Source organism: Yoonia sp. R78084, from assembly GCF_044595625.1.
GTDB lineage: Bacteria > Pseudomonadota > Alphaproteobacteria > Rhodobacterales > Rhodobacteraceae > Yoonia.
The window spans coordinates 1,937,561-1,957,163 of the sequence record NZ_CP138993.1 but is presented as its reverse complement, the minus strand read 5'-3'; the positions used below and the strand labels follow the sequence as shown (position 1 = coordinate 1,957,163).

At 57.6% G+C, this 19,603-nt stretch carries 18 protein-coding genes; 8 read left to right on the top strand and 10 right to left on the bottom strand.

Annotated elements, in window-relative coordinates; all coding sequences use genetic code 11:
* The 5 genes from ftsZ to SJY29_RS09935 all read left to right on the top strand — a co-directional run bounded on the left by ftsZ (position 1) and on the right by SJY29_RS09935 (position 7,780).
* Positions 1–1,593: a cell division protein FtsZ gene (gene ftsZ / locus SJY29_RS09955; RefSeq protein ID WP_400082448.1), complete on the top strand. Its 1,593-nt coding sequence runs from the start codon at positions 1–3 to the stop codon at positions 1,591–1,593.
* A gap of 220 nt (positions 1,594–1,813) precedes the next feature.
* Positions 1,814–2,731, top strand: coding sequence for a UDP-3-O-acyl-N-acetylglucosamine deacetylase (lpxC, locus tag SJY29_RS09950; protein ID WP_400082445.1), 918 nt, complete (start codon positions 1,814–1,816; stop codon positions 2,729–2,731).
* A 139-nt stretch (positions 2,732–2,870) separates the two neighbouring features.
* The gene (locus tag SJY29_RS09945) at positions 2,871–3,719 is read left to right on the top strand and encodes an outer membrane protein assembly factor BamD (protein WP_400082442.1); all 849 of its coding nucleotides are present in this window, start codon (positions 2,871–2,873) and stop codon (positions 3,717–3,719) included.
* 36 nt (positions 3,720–3,755) lie between these two features.
* Entirely contained in the window at positions 3,756–5,408 is a 1,653-nt protein-coding gene (gene recN / locus SJY29_RS09940) for a DNA repair protein RecN (protein WP_400082439.1), read from the top strand.
* A gap of 761 nt (positions 5,409–6,169) precedes the next feature.
* Complete coding sequence (locus SJY29_RS09935) at positions 6,170–7,780, top strand: chloride channel protein (RefSeq protein ID WP_400082437.1); 1,611 nt, start codon at positions 6,170–6,172, stop codon at positions 7,778–7,780.
* Here the strand turns inward: SJY29_RS09935 and SJY29_RS09930 are convergent.
* The 3 genes from SJY29_RS09930 to cobT form a co-directional block, all read right to left on the bottom strand.
* Entirely contained in the window at positions 7,777–8,118 is a 342-nt protein-coding gene (locus SJY29_RS09930) for a DUF427 domain-containing protein (protein WP_400082435.1), read from the bottom strand. The two genes, SJY29_RS09935 and SJY29_RS09930, sit on opposite strands and share 4 nt — an antisense overlap.
* A gap of 75 nt (positions 8,119–8,193) precedes the next feature.
* Positions 8,194–9,978: an aminopeptidase P family protein gene (locus tag SJY29_RS09925; RefSeq protein WP_400082433.1), complete on the bottom strand. Its 1,785-nt coding sequence runs from the start codon at positions 9,976–9,978 to the stop codon at positions 8,194–8,196.
* Between the two features lie 66 nt (positions 9,979–10,044).
* Complete coding sequence (gene cobT, locus SJY29_RS09920) at positions 10,045–11,922, bottom strand: cobaltochelatase subunit CobT (RefSeq protein WP_110279266.1); 1,878 nt, start codon at positions 11,920–11,922, stop codon at positions 10,045–10,047.
* 150 nt (positions 11,923–12,072) lie between these two features.
* Between cobT and SJY29_RS09915 the strand changes: the two genes are divergently transcribed.
* Complete coding sequence (locus SJY29_RS09915) at positions 12,073–12,657, top strand: NADPH-dependent FMN reductase (protein WP_400082430.1); 585 nt, start codon at positions 12,073–12,075, stop codon at positions 12,655–12,657.
* Between the two features lie 53 nt (positions 12,658–12,710).
* On the opposite strand, the gene SJY29_RS09910 is transcribed toward SJY29_RS09915, so the two are convergent.
* The 3 genes from SJY29_RS09910 to cobS all read right to left on the bottom strand — a co-directional run bounded on the left by SJY29_RS09910 (position 12,711) and on the right by cobS (position 14,640).
* Positions 12,711–13,070 carry a hypothetical protein gene (locus SJY29_RS09910; RefSeq protein ID WP_400082427.1) on the bottom strand — a complete coding sequence of 120 codons (360 nt, stop codon included), beginning with the start codon at positions 13,068–13,070 and terminating at the stop codon, positions 12,711–12,713.
* Positions 13,071–13,164: 94 nt separating this feature from the next.
* Entirely contained in the window at positions 13,165–13,554 is a 390-nt protein-coding gene (locus tag SJY29_RS09905; RefSeq protein WP_400082421.1) for a hypothetical protein, read from the bottom strand.
* 99 nt (positions 13,555–13,653) lie between these two features.
* Positions 13,654–14,640 carry a cobaltochelatase subunit CobS gene (gene cobS, locus SJY29_RS09900; RefSeq protein ID WP_055687866.1) on the bottom strand — a complete coding sequence of 329 codons (987 nt, stop codon included), beginning with the start codon at positions 14,638–14,640 and terminating at the stop codon, positions 13,654–13,656.
* Positions 14,641–15,180: 540 nt separating this feature from the next.
* On the opposite strand from cobS, the gene SJY29_RS09895 reads away from it, so the two are divergent.
* Positions 15,181–15,627 (top strand): hypothetical protein, encoded by a 447-nt coding sequence (locus tag SJY29_RS09895; protein ID WP_400082418.1) that lies wholly within the window; start codon positions 15,181–15,183, stop codon positions 15,625–15,627.
* 48 nt (positions 15,628–15,675) lie between these two features.
* On the opposite strand, the gene SJY29_RS09890 is transcribed toward SJY29_RS09895, so the two are convergent.
* Positions 15,676–16,311, bottom strand: a complete 636-nt coding sequence (locus SJY29_RS09890) for a J domain-containing protein (RefSeq protein WP_055687868.1) — start codon at positions 16,309–16,311, stop codon at positions 15,676–15,678.
* Positions 16,312–16,389: 78 nt separating this feature from the next.
* On the opposite strand from SJY29_RS09890, the gene SJY29_RS09885 reads away from it, so the two are divergent.
* The gene (locus SJY29_RS09885) at positions 16,390–16,641 is read left to right on the top strand and encodes a BolA family protein (RefSeq protein ID WP_400082415.1); all 252 of its coding nucleotides are present in this window, start codon (positions 16,390–16,392) and stop codon (positions 16,639–16,641) included.
* Here the strand turns inward: SJY29_RS09885 and SJY29_RS09880 are convergent, their stop codons facing one another.
* The 3 genes from SJY29_RS09880 to SJY29_RS09870 all read right to left on the bottom strand — a co-directional run bounded on the left by SJY29_RS09880 (position 16,642) and on the right by SJY29_RS09870 (position 19,535).
* On the bottom strand, positions 16,642–17,004 hold the full coding sequence (locus SJY29_RS09880; RefSeq protein WP_400082414.1) for a DUF4177 domain-containing protein: 363 nt from the start codon (positions 17,002–17,004) through the stop codon (positions 16,642–16,644).
* A 76-nt stretch (positions 17,005–17,080) separates the two neighbouring features.
* Positions 17,081–18,592 (bottom strand): Asp-tRNA(Asn)/Glu-tRNA(Gln) amidotransferase subunit GatB, encoded by a 1,512-nt coding sequence (gatB, locus tag SJY29_RS09875; RefSeq protein ID WP_110279259.1) that lies wholly within the window; start codon positions 18,590–18,592, stop codon positions 17,081–17,083.
* A 73-nt stretch (positions 18,593–18,665) separates the two neighbouring features.
* Positions 18,666–19,535, bottom strand: coding sequence for a 1-acyl-sn-glycerol-3-phosphate acyltransferase (locus SJY29_RS09870; RefSeq protein ID WP_400082411.1), 870 nt, complete (start codon positions 19,533–19,535; stop codon positions 18,666–18,668).
* Between the last annotated feature and the right edge of the window lie 68 nt (positions 19,536–19,603).

Below are 19,603 nucleotides of genomic sequence, written 5' to 3'. Positions count from 1 at the left end.
ATGACATTGAACCTCTCCCTTCCGGGACATGAAGAACTGAAGCCACGGATTACTGTGTTTGGTGTTGGTGGCGCGGGCGGCAACGCCGTGAACAACATGATCGAGCAAGAGCTTGATGGCACTGAGTTCGTTGTCGCGAATACGGACGCACAAGCGCTGCAGCAATCGCGTGCCGCGGCGAAAATCCAGATGGGTCTGAAAGTCACCGAAGGTTTGGGTGCTGGCGCGCGTGCATCTGTCGGTGCGGCCGCTGCAGAAGAGAGCATCGAGCAGATCGTTGACCACCTTGCCGGCGCACATATGTGTTTCATCACTGCAGGCATGGGTGGGGGTACCGGTACCGGTGCCGCCCCGATCATCGCACAGGCTGCGCGTGAACTGGGTGTTTTGACTGTCGGCGTTGTGACCAAGCCCTTCCAGTTCGAAGGCGCAAAGCGCATGAAGCAAGCTGAAGAAGGCGTTGAAGCCCTTCAGAAAGTTGTCGACACGCTGATCATCATTCCGAACCAGAACCTGTTCCGTCTGGCCAATGAAAATACGACATTCACCGAAGCCTTCGCGCTGGCCGATGATGTCCTGTACCAGGGCGTCAAGGGCGTAACCGATCTGATGGTGCGTCCCGGCCTGATCAACCTCGACTTTGCGGACGTGCGCGCCGTGATGGACGAGATGGGCAAGGCGATGATGGGCACAGGCGAAGCCGAGGGCGAGAACCGTGCCATTCAGGCCGCCGAAAAGGCCATCGCGAACCCGCTTCTGGACGAGATTTCGCTGGAAGGTGCAAAGGGCGTGCTGATCAACATCACAGGTGGCTATGATCTGACACTCTTTGAACTCGACGAAGCCGCCAACAAGATCCGCGAAAAGGTTGATGGCGACGCAAACATCATCGTCGGTTCGACACTTGATCCAAGCATGGAAGGCCGGATGCGCGTGTCTGTTGTTGCAACAGGGATTGACGCGCTGGCCAAGACGACAGTGACACCTGTGCCGCGTCGCTCCATGGCGGCACCGCTCGCACCTGTTGCAGAAGTTGCCGCACACGTCGAAGAGACCTTGCACGAGGCGCCGGCTGCGGCTGCTGCCGAACCTGTCGCGCAAGAGCGGACGCTTTTCGAGGAATTCGAAGCACCTGCGCCGGTGCAGCAACCTGCTGCTGCAGCCTATCAGCCGGCACCACAGCCGCAGGCCGTGGCGGATGATCTGCCACCACCGGCATACACCCCGCGCCAAGAGCCGGAAATGACCGAAGCCGACAACTTTGTTGCACCACGTGCGGCAGCGGCCCCGGGCACACCGTCACCAGAGGCGCTCGCGCGGTTGCAGGCGGCTGTGAACCGCGTTCCAAACAATGCTGGCGCGGCACCTCAACAGCGCGCATCCGCACCGGCCGCTACGGCAACGGAAGCAGACAAACCGCGGTTCGGGATCAACTCTCTGATCAACCGTATGACAGGCGCGCAGGCCGAAACAGCAGCACGTCAGCCGGCACGGGCACAGCCGCAGGTGACCGCAATCCGTGAAGAGCCAGAGCACAACGAAGAGCAGGATAAGATCGAAATTCCTGCATTCTTGCGCCGTCAGGCAAACTGATCTCTGCATATATGTTGCTTTGACGTGACGTCGAAGTTGATAGGAAGGCCGCCATTGTGCGGCCTTTTTTCATTTGTTTCGAATGGCTTGTGCGATCAAAAGTGAATCTGCGACCGTTTGTAACACAAGTGTTTCAGTCCGTCGCAAAGAGTGAGTTGAGTGATCTGATGTCGCAGCCTAATTGAGGGTAGCGTAAAAATGCTGCAAGGGCGAAATAGGCGTGCAAACGACACTGAAATCCGACGTTGTTTTTGAGGGCACCGGTTTGCACTCTGGCGAAGCTGTGCGTGTCGTTCTCAAACCCGCAGCGGCAAATACGGGTGTCGTCTTTCGGCGCACAGATATTGCGGGGCAACCGAAACTGCCAGCCGATTTTCGCAATGTGATTGTATCACCGCTGAATACCCGCCTCAGCAATGACACCGGTGTTATCGTTTCGACCATCGAGCACCTGATGGCGGCATTGGCTGGCTGTGGTGTGCATAACGTCCTAATCGACATTGACGGCCCTGAAGTGCCAATTCTTGATGGCAGCGCGGCCAGCTTTGTACGCGGGATCGTGGCGGCGGGTCTGGTGCGCTTGTCCGCACCGCTGAAAGCGATTGAAATCCTGCGCGATGTCGAAGTGGTCGAGGGCGAAGCACGCGCAAAGCTGTCGCCCTCCACGACGCTGCAGATTGATTTTGAAATTGCCTTTGCCGATGCCGCGATTGGCCGTCAGCAGAAGATGTTGAATATGGCCAATGGTGCCTTTGTACGCGAACTCTGCGACAGCCGGACGTTCTGCCGCTCTGCGGATGTTGATGCAATGCGCGCAAATGGTCTTGCCTTGGGTGGCACCTATGAGAATGCGGTCGTTTTTGATGGCGATAAGGTTCTGACACCCGGTGGTTTGCGCCACGCAGATGAGGCCGTGCGTCACAAAATGCTTGATGCCTTGGGCGATCTTTACACCGCTGGTGCACCGATCCTCGGGCGCTACACCGGTTCGCGCGCGGGCCATGCAATGACGAACAAGCTTTTGCATGCCTTGTTCGATCAACCTGACGCGTGGCGTTTCGTGACCTGTGACGTACAGATCGCTGCCCGTTTGCCAGGTGTCGGCGTTAGTCTGGCCGATCTGGACGCAGTCGCCTAAATTCAGTCTCCCACTGACAGTTGATCACCCGTGCTGTCAAAAGGCATTTTGCACCCGATTTTTCTATGTTAGACCAAGGCGGAACGACGCGGGGCTACTCCGCAGGTCAAGCAGCCATTGTGTGAGTGAGGACGCGAAAATGTCAGTCAAGAAGGGCACCGCCAGCCGTTGGGTGTTTCGTGTTGGCGCCGTCGTCAGCTTGGCCGTTTTGGTGGCCTGTAGTGGCGAAGGAAGCGGTGAACCGCTTGATAGTCTCAGCGCGCAGGCCATTTTTGAACGCGGTGAGCGGCAAATCGCGAACGGCAATCCCGATGATGCAGCCTTTACCTTTGGCGAAATTGAGCGGCTTTACCCCTATTCGGAATTCGCAGAGCGTGCGCTGATCATGCAGGCCTTTGCCTATCACCGCGATGAGGACTACCCCAACAGCCGCGCGTCTGCGCAGCGTTACCTTGATTTCTATCCCGCCGAAGAAGATGCTGCCTATGCGGCCTACCTCTTGGCACTTTCCTACTACGACCAGATTGATGAGATCGGTCGCGATCAGGGTCTGACCTTTCAGGCCCTGCAGGCCCTGCGCCGCGTGATCGAACAGTATCCAGACAGTGAATATGCGCGCACATCGGTGCTCAAATTTGATCTTGCCTTCGACCATCTTGCCGCAAAAGAGATGGAGATCGGGCGCTTCTACCTCAAGCGCGGTCACTATGTTGCAGCCGCCAACCGGTTCCGCACGGTGGTTGAGGATTTCCAGACCACAACCCACACGCCCGAGGCGCTGCACCGTCTGGTGGAAAGCTACCTGTCTTTGGGTCTTGTGGAAGAGGCGCAAACCGCAGGCGCGATTCTGGGCTATAACTACCAATCAAGTGAATGGTACGAATCCAGTTTTGCTTTGCTGACTGGCAGGGGTCTGGCCGCCGAGGCTGCGGGCGACAACTGGCTGGCCTCGATTTACCGGCAGGTGTTGCTCGGTGAGTGGTTGTAAACATCGCGGGGCCATCCCCGTCCTTTGGACTGTGACATGCTCCGCGGATTAGACATCAGGGACATGCTGATCATTGACCGTCTGGAACTTGCGTTTCAGCCGGGGTTGAACGTGCTGACTGGTGAAACCGGTGCGGGCAAATCCATCTTGCTTGATGCTTTGGGCTTTGTGTTGGGCTGGCGCGGTCGTGCCGAACTGGTCAGGCAGGGGGCAGAACAGGGCGAGGTGACGGCCTGGTTCGATCTGCCCGCGGGTCATGCGGCCCATGCCGTGCTGGAACAGGCGGGGATTGCAGCCGAGGATGAGCTGATCCTGCGCCGGATCAACACCCGTGACGGGCGCAAAACGGCATGGGTGAACGACCGCCGCGTGAGTGGCGAGGTGCTGCGCAACCTTTCCGAGACACTGGTTGAATTGCACGGACAGCACGATGACCGCGGTTTGCTGAACCCGCGTGGTCACCGCCAGATGCTGGACAGCTACGCGGACCTTGGCGCGGTTCTGGACACGACGCGGGACAGCTGGCGCGCGTTGTCCGCAGCACTGCGCAAGCTTGAAGCCACAGAAGCAAAGATTGCCGAGGCGCGCGCGGAAGAGGATTTTCTGCGCCACGCCGTCGCAGAACTGGATGCTTTGGCACCAGAAGCCGGCGAGGAAGCCACGCTTGATACGCAACGCCGGCTGATGCAAGCCGCTGAAAAAATCCGTACCGATATTGCAAAGGCGGCCGAGGCGCTGGGACTGCAAGGTGCCGAAGGCTTGGTTGGTGATGCGTCGCGCTGGTTGCAAGGTGTGGCAGGCGATGCCGAAGGGCGGCTGGATGCGCCGCTCGAGGCGCTTGAGCGCGTGATGATCGGGCTGGATGAGGCGCAGCGGCAGGTGTCGGATTGTCTGGACGCCTTGTCTTTCAACACATCTGAATTGGAGGAGGTGGAGGAGCGCCTTTTTGCCATCCGTGGTCTTGCACGCAAACATGGCGTTCTGCCTGATGACCTGAGCGACTTTGCAGATGAATTGCGCGGCCGTTTGGCGGTCCTGGATGATGGCGCGCGCGATCTGGCGACGCAGAAGGCGGCAGTGAAGGCGGCAAAGGCCGCTTATGATGATGCAGCCCAAACCTTGCGAAAACGTCGCGAGACAGCTGCCGCGCAGCTCGATGCTGCAATGGCCAAGGAACTGGCCCCGCTGAAGATGGAACGCGCGGTTTTTGCCACGCTGATCTCGGAAGCAGACCAACCGGGACCGGAAGGGATCGACACAGTGGCCTTCACGGTGGCCACCAACCCGGGTGCACCCGCAGGCCCCTTGAACAAAATCGCCTCAGGCGGCGAGCTGAGCCGCTTCCTTTTGGCCTTGAAGGTCTGCCTCACGCAGGAAGCAGGCGGGCTGACGATGATCTTTGACGAAATCGATCGCGGTGTAGGTGGTGCGACCGCTGATGCCGTCGGGCGACGGTTGGCAGAGCTTGCGGCAGACGGGCAGGTGCTGGTGGTGACACACTCGCCCCAGGTGGCGGCGCTTGGTGGGCATCACTGGCGCGTCGAGAAACAACAGACCGCTGATATGACCCGCTCGACTGTTGTGCCCTTGGATGCAGATGCGCGGGTGGATGAAATTGCCAGAATGTTGTCAGGGGACAAGGTGACAGAGGCGGCTAAGGACGCTGCACGCGCGCTGATTAACACCTGAAATCGAAGTGGGCGCCGCAATCAAGCGACGCCCTGAACATTCACCGGTTACCATTCCCACTCGTACTTGCATGTCTCGGCCACTCACCTCCTCGACATACATTGTTCATTTTCCGAGAGCCTTGATCGGCCCTCAAATACCAACAAGTGCTTTGCAATATTTCTGAGCAAGCACTCTGCTACTCACCACAGTCCGAGGCCGAAACACGCCTCTTGACGTAAAGGTAACAGACTGGCACGCCCGAGCAACCTGTACCAAAGTATATCAATATTGCTGACCTAACTATCGAAGGTTGCAATTTTGGCCTGATGTCGGGGGCGAGAATTTTTCTGATACATTGTAAATAATGCATCAAAACAACTTAATATTGATACTTGGCTGCTTCGCCGTGAACTTTTCATGCCGTATTTCAGTACGACATGGAAAATGATATTTTAGACGGCTTATTCATCCACAGGTAGATTTTCTACGGCATGTCGGTGCAATCCAAACCGTTGCATGTTTTTCGCAAGATAGCGTTCATCACCGCAATCTTGCAGTAGCGAATCCGGCAGTCAGCGCGAATCGTGCCTGAATTTCCGCTTGGAAGCCCTTGGCGCATGACTTAGACCTGCAGGGGCGGTCATGAAGCAGGGGCCGCAAGTTGCATGTCCGCCAAAGCCACCGGCAAGAGAGCAAACTTGATGGGGAAGTCAGCCAGAGCGTTGCTAGAGCAAGGGATTGCTGGTGTGGCGACGGCTTGCAAAGATGCCGCAGTGGTCATGAAGACCCACGGTCCCAACCAAATACAGTTCTGGTTCATCGCATTGGCGATCGGGATCGCGGCGGGGTTTGCCGCTGTGTTGTTCCGGCTCGGGATTTATGCAATTCAAACAACCGCCTACGGGACCGATGATGTTCTGACGCTGCATTCGTTTGCCGCTGGGCTGGCATGGTATCAAGTGTTGCTCATTCCCATCTGCGGTGGCCTGATCGTTGGCGTGATCCTTGACCGTTTTACGGACGATGGTCGCGTCCGCTCGGTGGCTGATGTGATCGAGGGTGCCGCATTGTCGGAAGGTCGCGTCGAAGTGCGGCGCGGCCTTGCTTCTGCGGCGGCTTCGATGATTACCCTATCAACGGGCGGCTCGTCTGGCCGGGAAGGGCCGGTCGTCCACCTTGCAGCAGTAATTTCGACAGCCGTGTGTCGCTGGATCAACGCCAACGGCATCACCGGGCGCGATCTTTTGGGATGCGCCGTCGCGGCCGCTGTTTCCGCCAGCTTTAACGCGCCCATTGCAGGGGCGCTCTTTGCGCTGGAAGTTGTCTTGCGGCACTTTGCTGTGCATGCCTTTGCCCCGATTGTTATCGCCTCTGCCGCAGGGACCGTCATCAACCGTTTGACCTTCGGGGATGTGACGGAATTTACGCTCTCGGGCCAGAACGCGCTGGCGTTTTATGTCGAACTGCCTGCCTTTCTCATTCTTGGGCTGGTTTGCGGGTTTGTTGCGGTGGCATTGATCAAGGCGATCTTCTGGGCCGAAGATCTTGGCACTTACCTGCAAAGGGAAACCGGCATTCCCCGCTACCTGCGGCCCGCGATTGCGGGCGCACTTCTGGGCGGGCTTGCCATCTGGTGGCCGCACATCATTGGCGTGGGTTACGAGACGACCTCTTTGGCGCTGACAGGCGAGTTGTTGTGGCATGAAGCAATCGTCTTTGCTGTGCTCAAGGTTGTTGCCGTGGCGATCACCATGGGCGGACGCATGGGGGGCGGGGTGTTTTCGCCCTCGCTCATGGTGGGCGCGCTGACCGGCCTTGCATTCGGTATTATCGCAACGGCGATCTTTCCAAACGTGTCGGGCAGCGGCACGCTCTATGCGCTCGCGGGTATGGGGGCCGTTGCCGCAGCTGTCCTTGGTGCGCCAATATCGACGACGCTGATCGTGTTCGAATTGACAGGTGACTGGCAGACAGGTCTGGCTGTCATGGTCGCTGTCTCGCTCTCGTCGGCACTGTCGTCGCGTTTGATTGACCGGTCGTTCTTTCTGACCCAGTTGGAACGGCGCAACGTACATCTGGCGGCAGGGCCACAGGCCTATTTGCTTGCGACCTTCAAGGTCTCCTCGATCATGCGAGAGATGGACGCCAAGAATGCGGCAGAAGAGGACGCGTGCTGGGATATGATCCGCGACGGCGTCTATATTGACGGGAACGCCACGCTGGAACAGGCCATGCCCATGTTTGACGGCGGGGGGCACCGCTTTATCCCTGTGGTCACGCTGGGTGGCGAAGATGCCCCACCAGAGCTTTGGGGGGCTTTGTTCCATGTCGATGCTCTGCGCGCGATGAACCGTGCCTTGTCAGAGACAGCCGCCGAGGAACACTCCTAGACCTGTTCGACCGCTACTTTGTCGGTATAGAAGGCCAGATGCTCTTTGATCTGGGCAACAGCGTCTTTGGGGTTTTCGTACGACCACGCCGCATTTGCGATCGGCCCGCTTTTTGCTTCAATCGTAAAGAAGCTGGCCTCACCCTTGTAGGGACAGGTCGACCTCAGGTCCGTGCGCTCAAGAAATGCCATCGCAAGATCAGCGCGGGGGAAGTAGATCACCGGCGGGTAATCCCCCTCGACAAGTTCAAGCGCATTTGTGCTTTCGCCAATCACAGCGCCCGCTGCGCGCACGACCCAAGTCCCCGTTGCAGGACGAATTTTGATATGATCAGCCATGGTCGCTTCCTTTTCATTAGACGACCTGCCACGGGAACACCCAAGCAGGTTCAGTATGCCTAGCAGTACGCTATCTCAGAGTGGCGCGCAGGCTTTTGCCAGCCAATCCCGGGTGTGTGTATCCAGTCGCGGCGCCAGAAGCGCAAATGTATCGCTATGATAACGATCAATCCAGTCCCGTTCTGCATTTGTCAGTAGGTCGGCGTCAATCAGACGCCTGTCGAACGGAACATAGGTCAGCGTTTCAAAAGACAACATCTCGCGCGCGTCAGCACCGGCCAGGTCAGGGGCATCAACCGTAACGATCAGGTTTTCAATGCGAATCCCAAACGCGCCTTCACGGTAATAACCCGGTTCATTGGACAGGATCATACCCGCCTTGAGTGCCACTTCGGACCGCCGCGATATGCCCTGCGGGCCTTCATGTACGCTCAGATAACTGCCAACACCGTGGCCGGTACCGTGGTCATAATCCATGCCCGCCATCCACAGCGGTGCGCGCGCCAGCGCATCAAGATGTTGCCCGCCCACGCCTTGGGGAAAACGGATACGGCTGATCGCGATCATACCTTGCAGCACGCGGGTATAGCAGGCGCGTTGTTCTTCCGTCGGTGTGCCAATCGCGATTGTGCGCGTGATATCGGTTGTGCCGTCGATATACTGGCCACCACTGTCGACCAGCAACAACTCGCCGTTCTGGACAGGCCGGTTCGTCTTCTCGCTGACGCGGTAGTGGACAATCGCACCGTTCGGGCCGGACCCGCAGATCGTCTCGAAACTGATGTCGCGTAGCGCATTTGTCTGCGTGCGAAACCCTTCCAGCGCTTTGACCACATCAATCTCGGTGAGACCGCCTTTCGGCGCTTCGGCATCGAGCCACGAAAGAAACTGCACCATCGCCACCGCGTCACGCGTGTGGGCGGCCTTTGAACCGGCAATCTCGGTCGCGTTCTTGCACGCTTTGGGGATGATGCAAGGATCTTGGCCGTGTACAACGTCACAGCCCGCCTCCTTGAGGGTGGACGCCACGATGTCGGGGCAGGTCCGCGTGTCGATCAGGACCTTACCCTGAAGGTTGGTCAGTGCCGGTATGAAATCACCAGAGTCATGCACAGTCACATCCGGACCCAGATGCTCTGCAATCTCGGCGGTTTTGCCGGCACCGGCAAAAAGATCAACGCGGCCGCTCTGGTGAAGGATCGCAAAGGCCTGTGGCACGGGATTGCGTGCAATATCCGTGCCGCGGATGTTCAAGAGCCAGGCGATGCTGTCGGGCAATGTCAGCACCGCCGCAGTCTCTTTCAGTGCAGCCGAAAGGCGCGCCCGTTTTGCGTCATGGGCCTCGCCCGCATGTTCGAGCGCGTGGGCTGTGAAAGGGGCTGATGGGGCGGCAGGTTGATCCGCCCAGATCGCATCGACCAGATTGTCGGTTGCCACCAGTTCAAAACCGGAAAGTTTTTCCCGCAACCCCGCAATCTCGGAGACCGTGTGCAACCATGGATCATAGGCCAGTTTGCCACCCTCCGGCCTTTGCGCGGGCAACCAGTCTGCCAGTTGCGTCTCGGGCCAATGGACAGGGGTGAAATCATCCGCGACCTGCGCACGGACCTGCACGCGGTAACGACCGTCAATAAACACACCCGCCACGTCAGAGAGCACAGCACAAAAACCTGCCGATCCGGAAAAGCCTGTCAGCCATTCCAGACGCGCATCACGCGGGGCGACATATTCGCCCTGATGGGCATCGGCACGAGGGACGAGAAAGACATCAACGCCGCGTTGCGCCATCAAGGCGCGCAGAGATGCCAGCCGTGGTGGGCCTTGTTCAGGTGAAGATGACGCTTCAAAGCTTTGAAACATTTCAAAAATCCCACTCTTCTTTATGTTTGCTTACGTGCTGGATACCTGCGGCGGTCCAATCACACCCTAGCTGGCCCGGCGCATCCCCAACACACGGGCGCGTTTGCGCGGATCGCTGTCAAAGAGGCTCGCGAGCTGCTCGGTCATCGCGCCAGCAAGCTGTTCGACATCGGTGATTGTCACCGCGCGTTCGTAATAGCGGGTGACATCATGCCCGATGCCCACTGCAACAAGCTCGACCGCCTTGCGTTTCTCGACCATCGCGATGACGTCGCGCAGGTGCTTTTCAAGATAATTGGCAGGGTTCACAGACAGGGTTGAATCGTCAACCGGCGCACCATCGGAAATCACCATCAGGATTTTTCGCTGCTCTTGGCGGCCAACGAGACGACGGTAGGCCCATTCCAGCGCCTCACCGTCGATATTCTCTTTCAGAAGGCCCTCTTTCATCATCAGCCCAAGGTTGGGCCGTGTCCGGCGCCAAGGTGCATCTGCGGATTTATAGACGATATGGCGCAGGTCGTTCAGACGGCCCGGGGTGGCGACGCGCCCGTCGCCCAGCCATTTTTCACGGCTCTGTCCGCCTTTCCATGCTTTGGTGGTAAAGCCCAGGATCTCGACCTTCACGTCACAGCGTTCCAAGGTGCGTGCCATTACATCAGCGCAGATCGCCGCGATCGAGATAGGACGCCCGCGCATAGAGCCTGAGTTATCCAGCAAAAGGGTCACGACAGTATCACGGAAATCGGTGTCTTTCTCCACCTTGAAGGACAATGGCGTCGTTGGTGATGCCACGACACGCGCAAGGCGGCCGGCGTCAAGAATGCCCTCTTCGCGGTCGAATTCCCAAGACCGGTTCTGCTGGGCCTGCAGGCGACGTTGCAGTTTATTGGCCAAACGTGACACGGCACCTTTCAGCGGCTCAAGCTGCTGGTCAAGATACGCGCGCAGGCGTTCCAGCTCGACCGGTTCGGCCAGATCTTCGGCGGCGATTTCTTCGTCAAACTCGGTGGTGAACACGCGGTAATCAGGATCGGCATCCGATACAGGCTGCGGGGCAGGCGGTTCCAGCGGGGCCTCGCCCTCGGGCATCTCGGCCTCTTCGCCCATTTCGGCGTCGGCCTGATCATCCATGCTGACCTGCGCCTGGCTCGCGTCCTGACTGTCCTCCTGGCTCTGCTCGGGCGTGCCTTCGGCCTCTTCGCCTTCGCTGTCATCCTCGCCGGTGCTATCGGGTTCGTCCTGATCGTCGCTGCCTTCTTCGGCCTCATCTTCCTGATCATCATCAAGGTTGTCGGGATCGTCACCCAATTGATCGCCATAGCCCATATCGCTGATCAGCTGGCGTGCGAATTTCGCAAATGCCTGCTGGTCATTCAGGGTGTCTTTCAGGTCTTCCAAGGTGTCGCCGCAGTGATCCTCGATAAAGCCCCGCCAGAGCTCCATGACGTTCTGCGCACCTTTGGGCAGGTCACGTCCCGTGGCAAGGTGGCGGATCAGATAGCCCGCAGCAACCGCCAAAGGCGCGTCGGATGCTTGGGTGATCTGGTCATAGCCCTTGCGCATCGCCTCATTACCGATCTTGGCGTCAATGTTGCCTGCGGTACCCGGCATATGCTGCGCACCAACGGCTTCGATGCGGGCTGTCTCCATCGCCTCATAGAGGTCTTGCGCCATCTGGCCCTGCGGCATGTAGCGTGCCGAAACCTTGGGGTCGTGGAATTTGTGCCGCAATGCATAGGCATCGGCTGTGCCGCGCGCCAAAAGCACCTCGTCCCGTGTCATGCGGCGCGAGACCTGCGGCAGACGGATCGTGTCTGCTGTCTGGCCTGCTGGATCAACCGAATAGGTGACGGCCAAGTCTGGATCGTCCGCCATGACTTTCGTCGCTTCGGCGAGCGCTTTCTTGAACGGGTCAGCGGGATTGTCAGATGGCTTTTGCATAGCACCGATAAAGCACCGGATGCGCGCAGGAGCAAGAGGGACAGCACATCTATCCTATTTTTGCACAGGTGCTGTGTTGTGGTGTGCCTGTGCGGGGCAGGGGGCACTGCCTAAGTCCATGACACAACAATTCAACGCCCGGAGATTACCATGACTGTAAAACCAAAAATTGCCCTCATTATCGGTTCCACGCGCCAGACCCGTTTCGCCGATAAACCCGCCGCCTGGATGCTGAAACAGGCACAGGCGCGCGATGATATGGAGGTCGAGCTTGTTGACCTGCGCGACTATGACCTGCCGCTGTTTGATGAGGCCGCAAGCAACCTGTGGATGCCATCAAGCGATGAGCGCGCCGTCAAATGGCAGGACAAGATCGGCGAATTCGACGGCTATATCTTTGTCGTCGCCGAATATAACCGCTCGATCACCGGCGCTTTGAAGAATGCGCTGGATCAGGCCTACAAGGAGTGGAACCGCAAGCCGATGGCGGCAATTGGTTATGGTGCCTTGGGTGCGGCCCGCGCTGTCGAACACCTGCGCACCATCGCCGTCGAATTGCAGATGGTGCCAACGCGTAACGCCGTCCACATCGGTGGGAGCGATTTCTTTGCCGTGCACCCGATGGGCGCAAATGCCGAGATCGACACAATCGCGGATCACCTGTCGGCCTCAGTGACCGCAACGCTGGATGATGTCGTCTGGTGGGCCAATGCCACGAAGGCCGCACGCGGCTAAATATTTGGTGCAGGGCGGGTCATGATCTGCCCTGCGCCACAACTTTGGCGGAACTACTCGACCGGATCGATTGCGAATGTGATTTTCGCCTCAGGCGCGATTTCAAAAGGGTCTTCGGCCAGCTCGTGCAGCGTGACCAGTTCGGCAACACCGGGCAAGATTGCGCCTGTGTCGTCGACGAAGGCCAGGCGCGGGCGGTAGGTTTTTCCACCGATCTCGATTTCGCCTTCATCGAAAAGATAGGCCAATTCGGTCAAAATCCCTTCGACGTTCGCTTTGGCGATGTCCTCGGGCATGTTTTCGGCGAAGAGGGGCAGCAACACCTGCGCCATCAAGGCTGTTGTCGACTCAGCAAGGTCTTCATGGCTTGGTACATAATCTGCTGGCAGTTCTGCCCCGATTCTCATCTTCATGATTGGCTCCGGTCTGTTTCGTGTTGCCCCGATATCATGCGTAGAAAAGACACTTCGTTAAGACAAGCGTTTGTTTTCGGCCTGCCCCGGCAATCTAGCTGAGCAAAAGCCCCGTACATTCCTGTTCAAGGCGGCCTGCTTGAGTGCGTGCCCATGCGGCATCGCGGGTGTCGTTGTTAAAGCTTGCGCGGCTCAAAAGCGCGGCTTGGGCCACCTTCGCAGAGATGCGCCATTGCAACACTTCGCCCCCGCGCTCTGCGGGCATGACCGCCTCGACCAGTTCAAGCACAGCGTCGCGGAGGTCTTCGGTGTGTTCCGAGGCGGGGCCATCAAACATCCACTGATGTTCCATCACGGCTGACAGACGGCCGGCGCAGGTGGCAAAGGTTCTTAATTGTTCATCAGGATCAATGGGTTGTGCAATAGCAAACGGCGCGCTGAGGAGCGCTGCCGTCAGGGCCAGACTATGTGCAATAGTTTTCATACCGCTCATACATCAAGCATGACGGTAAATTTACTGCCTATCAATCAGGCATTTTGAAAACTAATTATCCGCTGCGTACGGCGGAGCGTGCCTTGTCCTTTACCCGAGGCTCAGGCTCGCAGCACTTTCTGGCAGTTCTTCGTCGAAGCAGCGCTGATAGAACTCGGCAACGGTCTGGCGCTCGAGCTCGTCACATTTGTTGAGGAACGACAGGCGGAAGGCGTAGCCCACATTCTGGAAGATGCGCGTGTTCTCGGCCCAGGCCAGAACGGTCCGTGGTGACATGACGGTCGACAAATCGCCGTTCATAAAGGCGGTCCGTGTCAGGTCTGCGACAGTCACCATCTGGCTGATCGTCTTGCGGCCCTTCTCTGTATTGAAGTGCGGCGACTTGGACAGGATGATCGCGGCCTCGGCGTCGTGGCTAAGATAGTTCAGCGTTGCAACAAGGGACCAGCGGTCCATCTGTGCCTGGTTGATTTGCTGGGTGCCGTGGTAAAGGCCGGTCGTGTCCCCCAGACCAACGGTGTTCGCCGTGGCAAAAAGGCGGAAATAGGGGTTGGGCGTGATGATCTCGTTCTGATCCATCAGCGTCAGCTTGCCGTCGGTTTCCAAAACGCGCTGGATCACGAACATCACGTCGGCACGGCCCGCGTCATATTCATCAAACACGATTGCAACAGGGTTGCGCAGCGCCCATGGCAGGATGCCTTCGTGGAATTCCGTGACCTGTACGCCGTCGCGAAGTTTGATAGCGTCCTTACCAATCAGGTCGATCCGGCTGATATGGCTATCGAGGTTTACGCGCACGCACGGCCAGTTCAGGCGTGCTGCGACCTGTTCGATGTGGGTCGATTTGCCGGTGCCGTGATAGCCTTGGATCATTACGCGGCGGTTATAGCCAAAACCTGCAAGGATCGCCAAAGTCGTATCGGGATCAAACTTGTAGGTGCTGTCGATTTCAGGCACGCGATCGGTCCGCTCGGCGAACCCCTTGATATGCATATCGCTGTCGATGCCAAAAACTTCGCGGACCGAGATTTCTTCGGTGGGTTTTGCTTGCATGTCAGTCATACCATCCGCCATTTTTGGAGCCTTTGTATTTCGTCAAACCTTCTGACGACCGAGATGCAACATAACGCGCGCCTCTGCAAGGGAAAGGGCGCATTGGTCTGGTGGGACGCCCAAGACTGGACGGAGAAGGGCTGACAACTGCCGTGATTGCCCGATGCTGAATGCTTGATTCGAGCCGTGGATCGTCTCGCAAGCGTGTTTTGCGTAGGAGAGTTAACGAAGCATTTACAAAGAAGCGTTCCGGTCAAGTCAGCCATTTCTAATTGAAGCACAAAGAACCCCAAGAGAGCGCATTGTTCATAAATACGTTTCAATCTTTGCTTCTTTCTTGAAAATTGTGACATTTTGTGGCAATTTCATGCCTATAGATGATGCTAAGGTTGTGACAAATTACACAGATCCAACCCTAAGTTCCTGTGTAAAGAGTCGGTATATTAAAGAGTAATGGGAGCCAACGCGATGTTTACGCGTTTCGCAGAAAAATTCTATCTAACAAGAGACCGGCGGCCTTACGCCTTTGGCTGCGCGGCAATTGTCGCACTAACGTCGCTTGTGACCGTTTTGATCATGATCGGGCTTGATGAACCTTACACGCTTCAATTCACAGCATCGAATGCCACCTATTGGGTGATCTTTGCTGGCGCGCTGAGCGGTGCGATTGCGCTTTACCTTGCGCGTGGCTGGATGGGGGCTTTGGGCGCTCTGGGCTTTGCCAGAGCCATTGTCGGCAGCCTCGCAATTGCAGTGATTGCTTCCATCGTGGCCGGAACGCTGATTGTACCCGCCGGCGGCACAATTTACGCCCCGGTTCTGATGGTTTCGGCGTTTCTTGCCAAGCCATGGATCGCTGCCATCTGGTTTGCGGGCACGCTCGGTGCGCACTATCTCATGGCGTCCGTGCAGGACGATCAGGACTACGGTTACACACGGCCAACCGGTCGGCTTGCCACCGAAGAATTGAGTTCATTGTCACGCGCGAACCTGTACCGTCGCAATTGACCTGATGAACAATTCTATAATGACGATGAAAGGCGCCTGCGGGCGCCTTTAGTCTTTGTCGCGAAAGTTGCGGCTGACCTTGATCTGATCCCAGGCCCAGACAACCTCTGACAGTTGTTCTTCCTGGCTGCGGTCGCCGCCGTTCATGTCAGGGTGCAGAACCTTAATCAAAGCCTTATAGGCTTTGCGTATTTCCTGCTTGGACATGTTGTCCTTTGCATCGAGGATCTCAACCGCGCGCCGCTCTGTCGGAGGCAGTTTGCGCCCAACAGCAGCACCACGGCCCGGATTGCGTGTTGCGTTCTCACCCAGCACCTGATGCGGGTCATCCACACCCAAACGCGCCCATGCGGCCTCTTCTACTGTGCGTTTAAATGGCTTGGTCGGGCGGTCCCACACACGGTCGCTGTCCATCTGTGCCGCCAATTCCGCCTCTGATGTGGTATCGAAGAAATTCCACTTCAGATTGTATTCGCGGACGTGCTGCTGACAGAACCAGAAGTAATCATCCAGAACATCAGGCGATTTCGGCGCACGATACTTGCCTGCCTCTTCACAGCCCTCATGATCACAAACCCGCGTCGATGTCTCGGACGCACCGGACATGCCACGCCGCCCGCGCGGGTTCTTCTTCTTCGAACTCGACACGGACATGTCGAAACCAAAGGGATCATCTTTCTTCATTCTGTCTCTTACCTTTTCAACTCGGAGAAGTAACATTAAACTCTGCAGCAGAAGATTGAAGAGGGCAGAGGAAAAATAATGGCACTTGAAACAGAAATTCGCGCAGCACTTGGCGAACTTGCGCCCGAGCATCTAGACGTGATCAACGAAAGTGCCTTGCACAGCGGACATTCCGGCGACGACGGATCAGGCGAAAGCCATTGGCGTATCGTAATCAAAGCCGCCAGTCTGGACGATATGTCGCGTATCGCACGCCACCGCGCGATCCACAGCGCACTGGGTCAGGATATTATCGGGCGGATTCACGCCCTCGCAATCGATATTCAGTAACTACTGGGCCGCAACGTCGGGCGCGGGGGGCGCAGGCTTTTCTGCCTCCGGCTTTGCGACGATTTTCTTTGCTACCGCTGGTGCAGGGGGCGGCGCACTCACCGCTGGAGCAGGGGCGGAAGGTCTGGCGACCGCTTTCGCACGGCGAAAGACCAGCATGTTCTGATAGACGGTGGTTTTGCTCATCAGACCTTCGCGCTGTTCGCTTGGCAGCGTATCCGCACGCAAATATTCCCAACCGTCGCGGGCAAGGTCGTTCATTGCGGTTTCCAGCGCCAGCGCAAACCGGTCTTCTGCGGTTTTCACGCCTTTGGCTTTCAGTCCGCGCAGGGGGGCGGGAACGACTTTGTACTCATAGGTCATGGCAATACCCTTAATTTATCCTGACGGATGTACCAAAACTGGCGGTGGCTGCCAACGCATTCCGCGTTCCGGGGCATTAAATCCCCAGTTTCGCCGATACGATTTCGTTTACAGCCGCAGGGTTTGCCTTGCCGCCGGTTGCTTTCATGACCTGGCCGACAAACCAGCCCACCAGTTTCGGGTTCGCCTGCGCCTTTTCCACCTGTGCGGGGTTGGCGGCGATAATTTCATCCACCGCAGCCTCGATCGCACCCGTATCAGTCACCTGCTTCATGCCTTCGGTTTCGACAATTTCGGCAGGGTTACGACCCGTTGTGTAGCAAATCTCGAACACATCCTTGGCAATCTTGCCGCTGATGTCGCCTGACTTGATCAGCCCGATCAGTTCACCCAGCTGCGCCGCCGAGACGGGGCTTTCCTCGATCCCGTGGTCCTCTTTCTTGAGACGACCGAACAGTTCATTGATGACCCAGTTCGCGGCCAGTTTGCCGTCGCGCCCTTCGGCGACTTTCTCGAAATATTCCGCGTTTACCACTTCGGCGGTCAGCACCGAGGCGTCATAGTCAGACAGGCCAAAATCATTGATAAACCTTGCCTTTTTCTGGTCAGGCAGTTCCGGCAAGGCTGCCTTGATGTCATCCACCCATGCCTGCTCGATCTCCAAAGGCAACAAATCGGGATCGGGGAAGTAGCGGTAATCATGCGCCTCTTCCTTGGACCGCATGGACCGTGTCTCGTTCTTGTCCGGATCATAAAGGCGGGTTTCCTGCACCACCTCTTTGCCGTCCTCGATCAATGCAATCTGGCGGCGGGCCTCATAATCAATCGCCATCTGGATAAAGCGCATCGAGTTCATGTTCTTGATCTCGCAGCGGGTGCCAAGGTGGCTGAAATCCTGCGTCGCCTGATATTTCTCGTAGTCACCGGGGCGGCAGACCGACACGTTCACATCGGCGCGCAGGTTGCCGTTCTGCATGTTGCCGTCGCAGGTGCCCAAGTACCGCAGGATCTGACGCAGTTTCAGCACATAGGCCGCGGCCTCTTCCGGGCCGCGAATGTCGGGGCGGCTGACGATCTCCATCAGCGCCACACCGGTGCGGTTGAGGTCCACAAAAGACATATGCGGGTCCATGTCGTGAATGGATTTGCCCGCATCCTGTTCAAGATGTATGCGCTCGATCCGTACGCGGCGCGCCTGACCGTTGCCCATCTCAACCAGCACCTCACCTTCGCCCACAATCGGGTGGTAAAGCTGGGAAATCTGATAGCCTTGCGGCAGGTCTGGGTAGAAATAGTTCTTGCGGTCAAAGGCCGACACCAGATTGATCTGTGCGTTCAGCCCCAGACCTGTCTTCACCGCCTGCGCCACGCAACCTTCGTTAATCACCGGCAACATCCCGGGCATGCCCGCATCAACGAATGCCACATTGCTGTTGGGTTCTGCGCCGAATTGCGTTGACGCGCCCGAGAAAAGCTTGGCTTTGGTCGCAACCTGCGCGTGCACCTCAAGTCCGATCACCAGTTCCCAATCACTGGTGGCACCAGCAATCACTTTGGGGGTCGGGGCTTCATAGGTGAGGTCGAGCATCAGGCGCTTCCTTTTACTTGGGATACGTTCATGTAAAAGAAGGCGGGGGCAGCTTCAAGAGAACATCATGGCTCTAGTCAAGTTGTGTACGGCGTGCCCAAGCGCGCGATGTTGATACAAGGTTCACCGCAGGCGCGTGTTTGCCGCCCAAAGCGAGCGTGGCCTTGCGCAACATGGCAATCCCGTCTTCTGAATTACGCGGGATTGCTGCGGCAGAAATCGGCTCGCCCACGGTGACCTGAAAGGGCTGTCGTGCTTTGTTCAGGGTCTCGTGGAAAAGGGTGATGTCGCGCATCGTCGGGTGGATCTTGTCAAACAAATAAAAGAGCGCGGAATTGCGGGCCTGAATGTTGACGGGGATCACGGGAACATCAAATTTGTGCGCCAGCATAGCAGCCGATGCCATCCACGGACGCTCATGCAGACGCAGGCCGCGCCGTTTTGCCAGACGCCCCGAGGGAAAGATGATCCCAAGGCGGCCAGCGGCGGTGGCATCGCGCACATAAGCCATTGTTGCACGGGTCTTGGCGTGGCTGCGTAGTTCTTTGCGCCATTCAACAGGCGCGATCATCGTGTCCATCTGCGGAAAAACCCGCAGGATATCGCGATTGGCAAAGAAATAGGCATCAGGCCGCTTTGCCGCGATCAAGCCATGCAGGATGATCCCGTCGGCGATCCCCGTGGGGTGGTTGGCAACGATAAGCGCAGGTCCATGGGTTGGAATATGTCCAAGGCCGCTGGCCGTCACCATTGTTGAGAGGCGCGCGGCCATTTGATCCATGATCTCGTTGGCGGGCGCGTCTTTCAGGGATGTGGCGATTTCAACGGTTTTATCGTACCCCAGCAACCGGTGCAGGCAGCGTTTGGCAATACCTGTGCCAGGCCTGTCGCTATACAGCCAAGGTGCGCGTTCAGCGATCAGCGGTTCAATGCGGTGTTCCATTGCTTATCCTTGCGCTGCGTGATGTGACGTGACTACGACAAAATGACGAAGGCTTTGTAACGGCAATG

Coding starts and splice junctions, on each gene's coding strand:
- ftsZ (WP_400082448.1), top strand. CDS start 1: ATGACATTGAACCTCTCCCTTCCGGGACATGAAGAACTGAAGCCACGG.
- SJY29_RS09945 (WP_400082442.1), top strand. CDS start 2,871: ATGTCAGTCAAGAAGGGCACCGCCAGCCGTTGGGTGTTTCGTGTTGGC.
- recN (WP_400082439.1), top strand. CDS start 3,756: ATGCTCCGCGGATTAGACATCAGGGACATGCTGATCATTGACCGTCTG.
- SJY29_RS09935 (WP_400082437.1), top strand. CDS start 6,170: ATGAAGACCCACGGTCCCAACCAAATACAGTTCTGGTTCATCGCATTG.
- SJY29_RS09930 (WP_400082435.1), bottom strand. CDS start 8,118: ATGGCTGATCATATCAAAATTCGTCCTGCAACGGGGACTTGGGTCGTG.
- SJY29_RS09925 (WP_400082433.1), bottom strand. CDS start 9,978: ATGTTTCAAAGCTTTGAAGCGTCATCTTCACCTGAACAAGGCCCACCA.
- cobT (WP_110279266.1), bottom strand. CDS start 11,922: ATGCAAAAGCCATCTGACAATCCCGCTGACCCGTTCAAGAAAGCGCTC.
- SJY29_RS09915 (WP_400082430.1), top strand. CDS start 12,073: ATGACTGTAAAACCAAAAATTGCCCTCATTATCGGTTCCACGCGCCAG.
- SJY29_RS09910 (WP_400082427.1), bottom strand. CDS start 13,070: ATGAAGATGAGAATCGGGGCAGAACTGCCAGCAGATTATGTACCAAGC.
- SJY29_RS09905 (WP_400082421.1), bottom strand. CDS start 13,554: ATGAAAACTATTGCACATAGTCTGGCCCTGACGGCAGCGCTCCTCAGC.
- cobS (WP_055687866.1), bottom strand. CDS start 14,640: ATGGCGGATGGTATGACTGACATGCAAGCAAAACCCACCGAAGAAATC.
- SJY29_RS09890 (WP_055687868.1), bottom strand. CDS start 16,311: ATGAAGAAAGATGATCCCTTTGGTTTCGACATGTCCGTGTCGAGTTCG.
- SJY29_RS09885 (WP_400082415.1), top strand. CDS start 16,390: ATGGCACTTGAAACAGAAATTCGCGCAGCACTTGGCGAACTTGCGCCC.
- SJY29_RS09880 (WP_400082414.1), bottom strand. CDS start 17,004: ATGACCTATGAGTACAAAGTCGTTCCCGCCCCCCTGCGCGGACTGAAA.
- gatB (WP_110279259.1), bottom strand. CDS start 18,592: ATGCTCGACCTCACCTATGAAGCCCCGACCCCCAAAGTGATTGCTGGT.
- SJY29_RS09870 (WP_400082411.1), bottom strand. CDS start 19,535: ATGGAACACCGCATTGAACCGCTGATCGCTGAACGCGCACCTTGGCTG.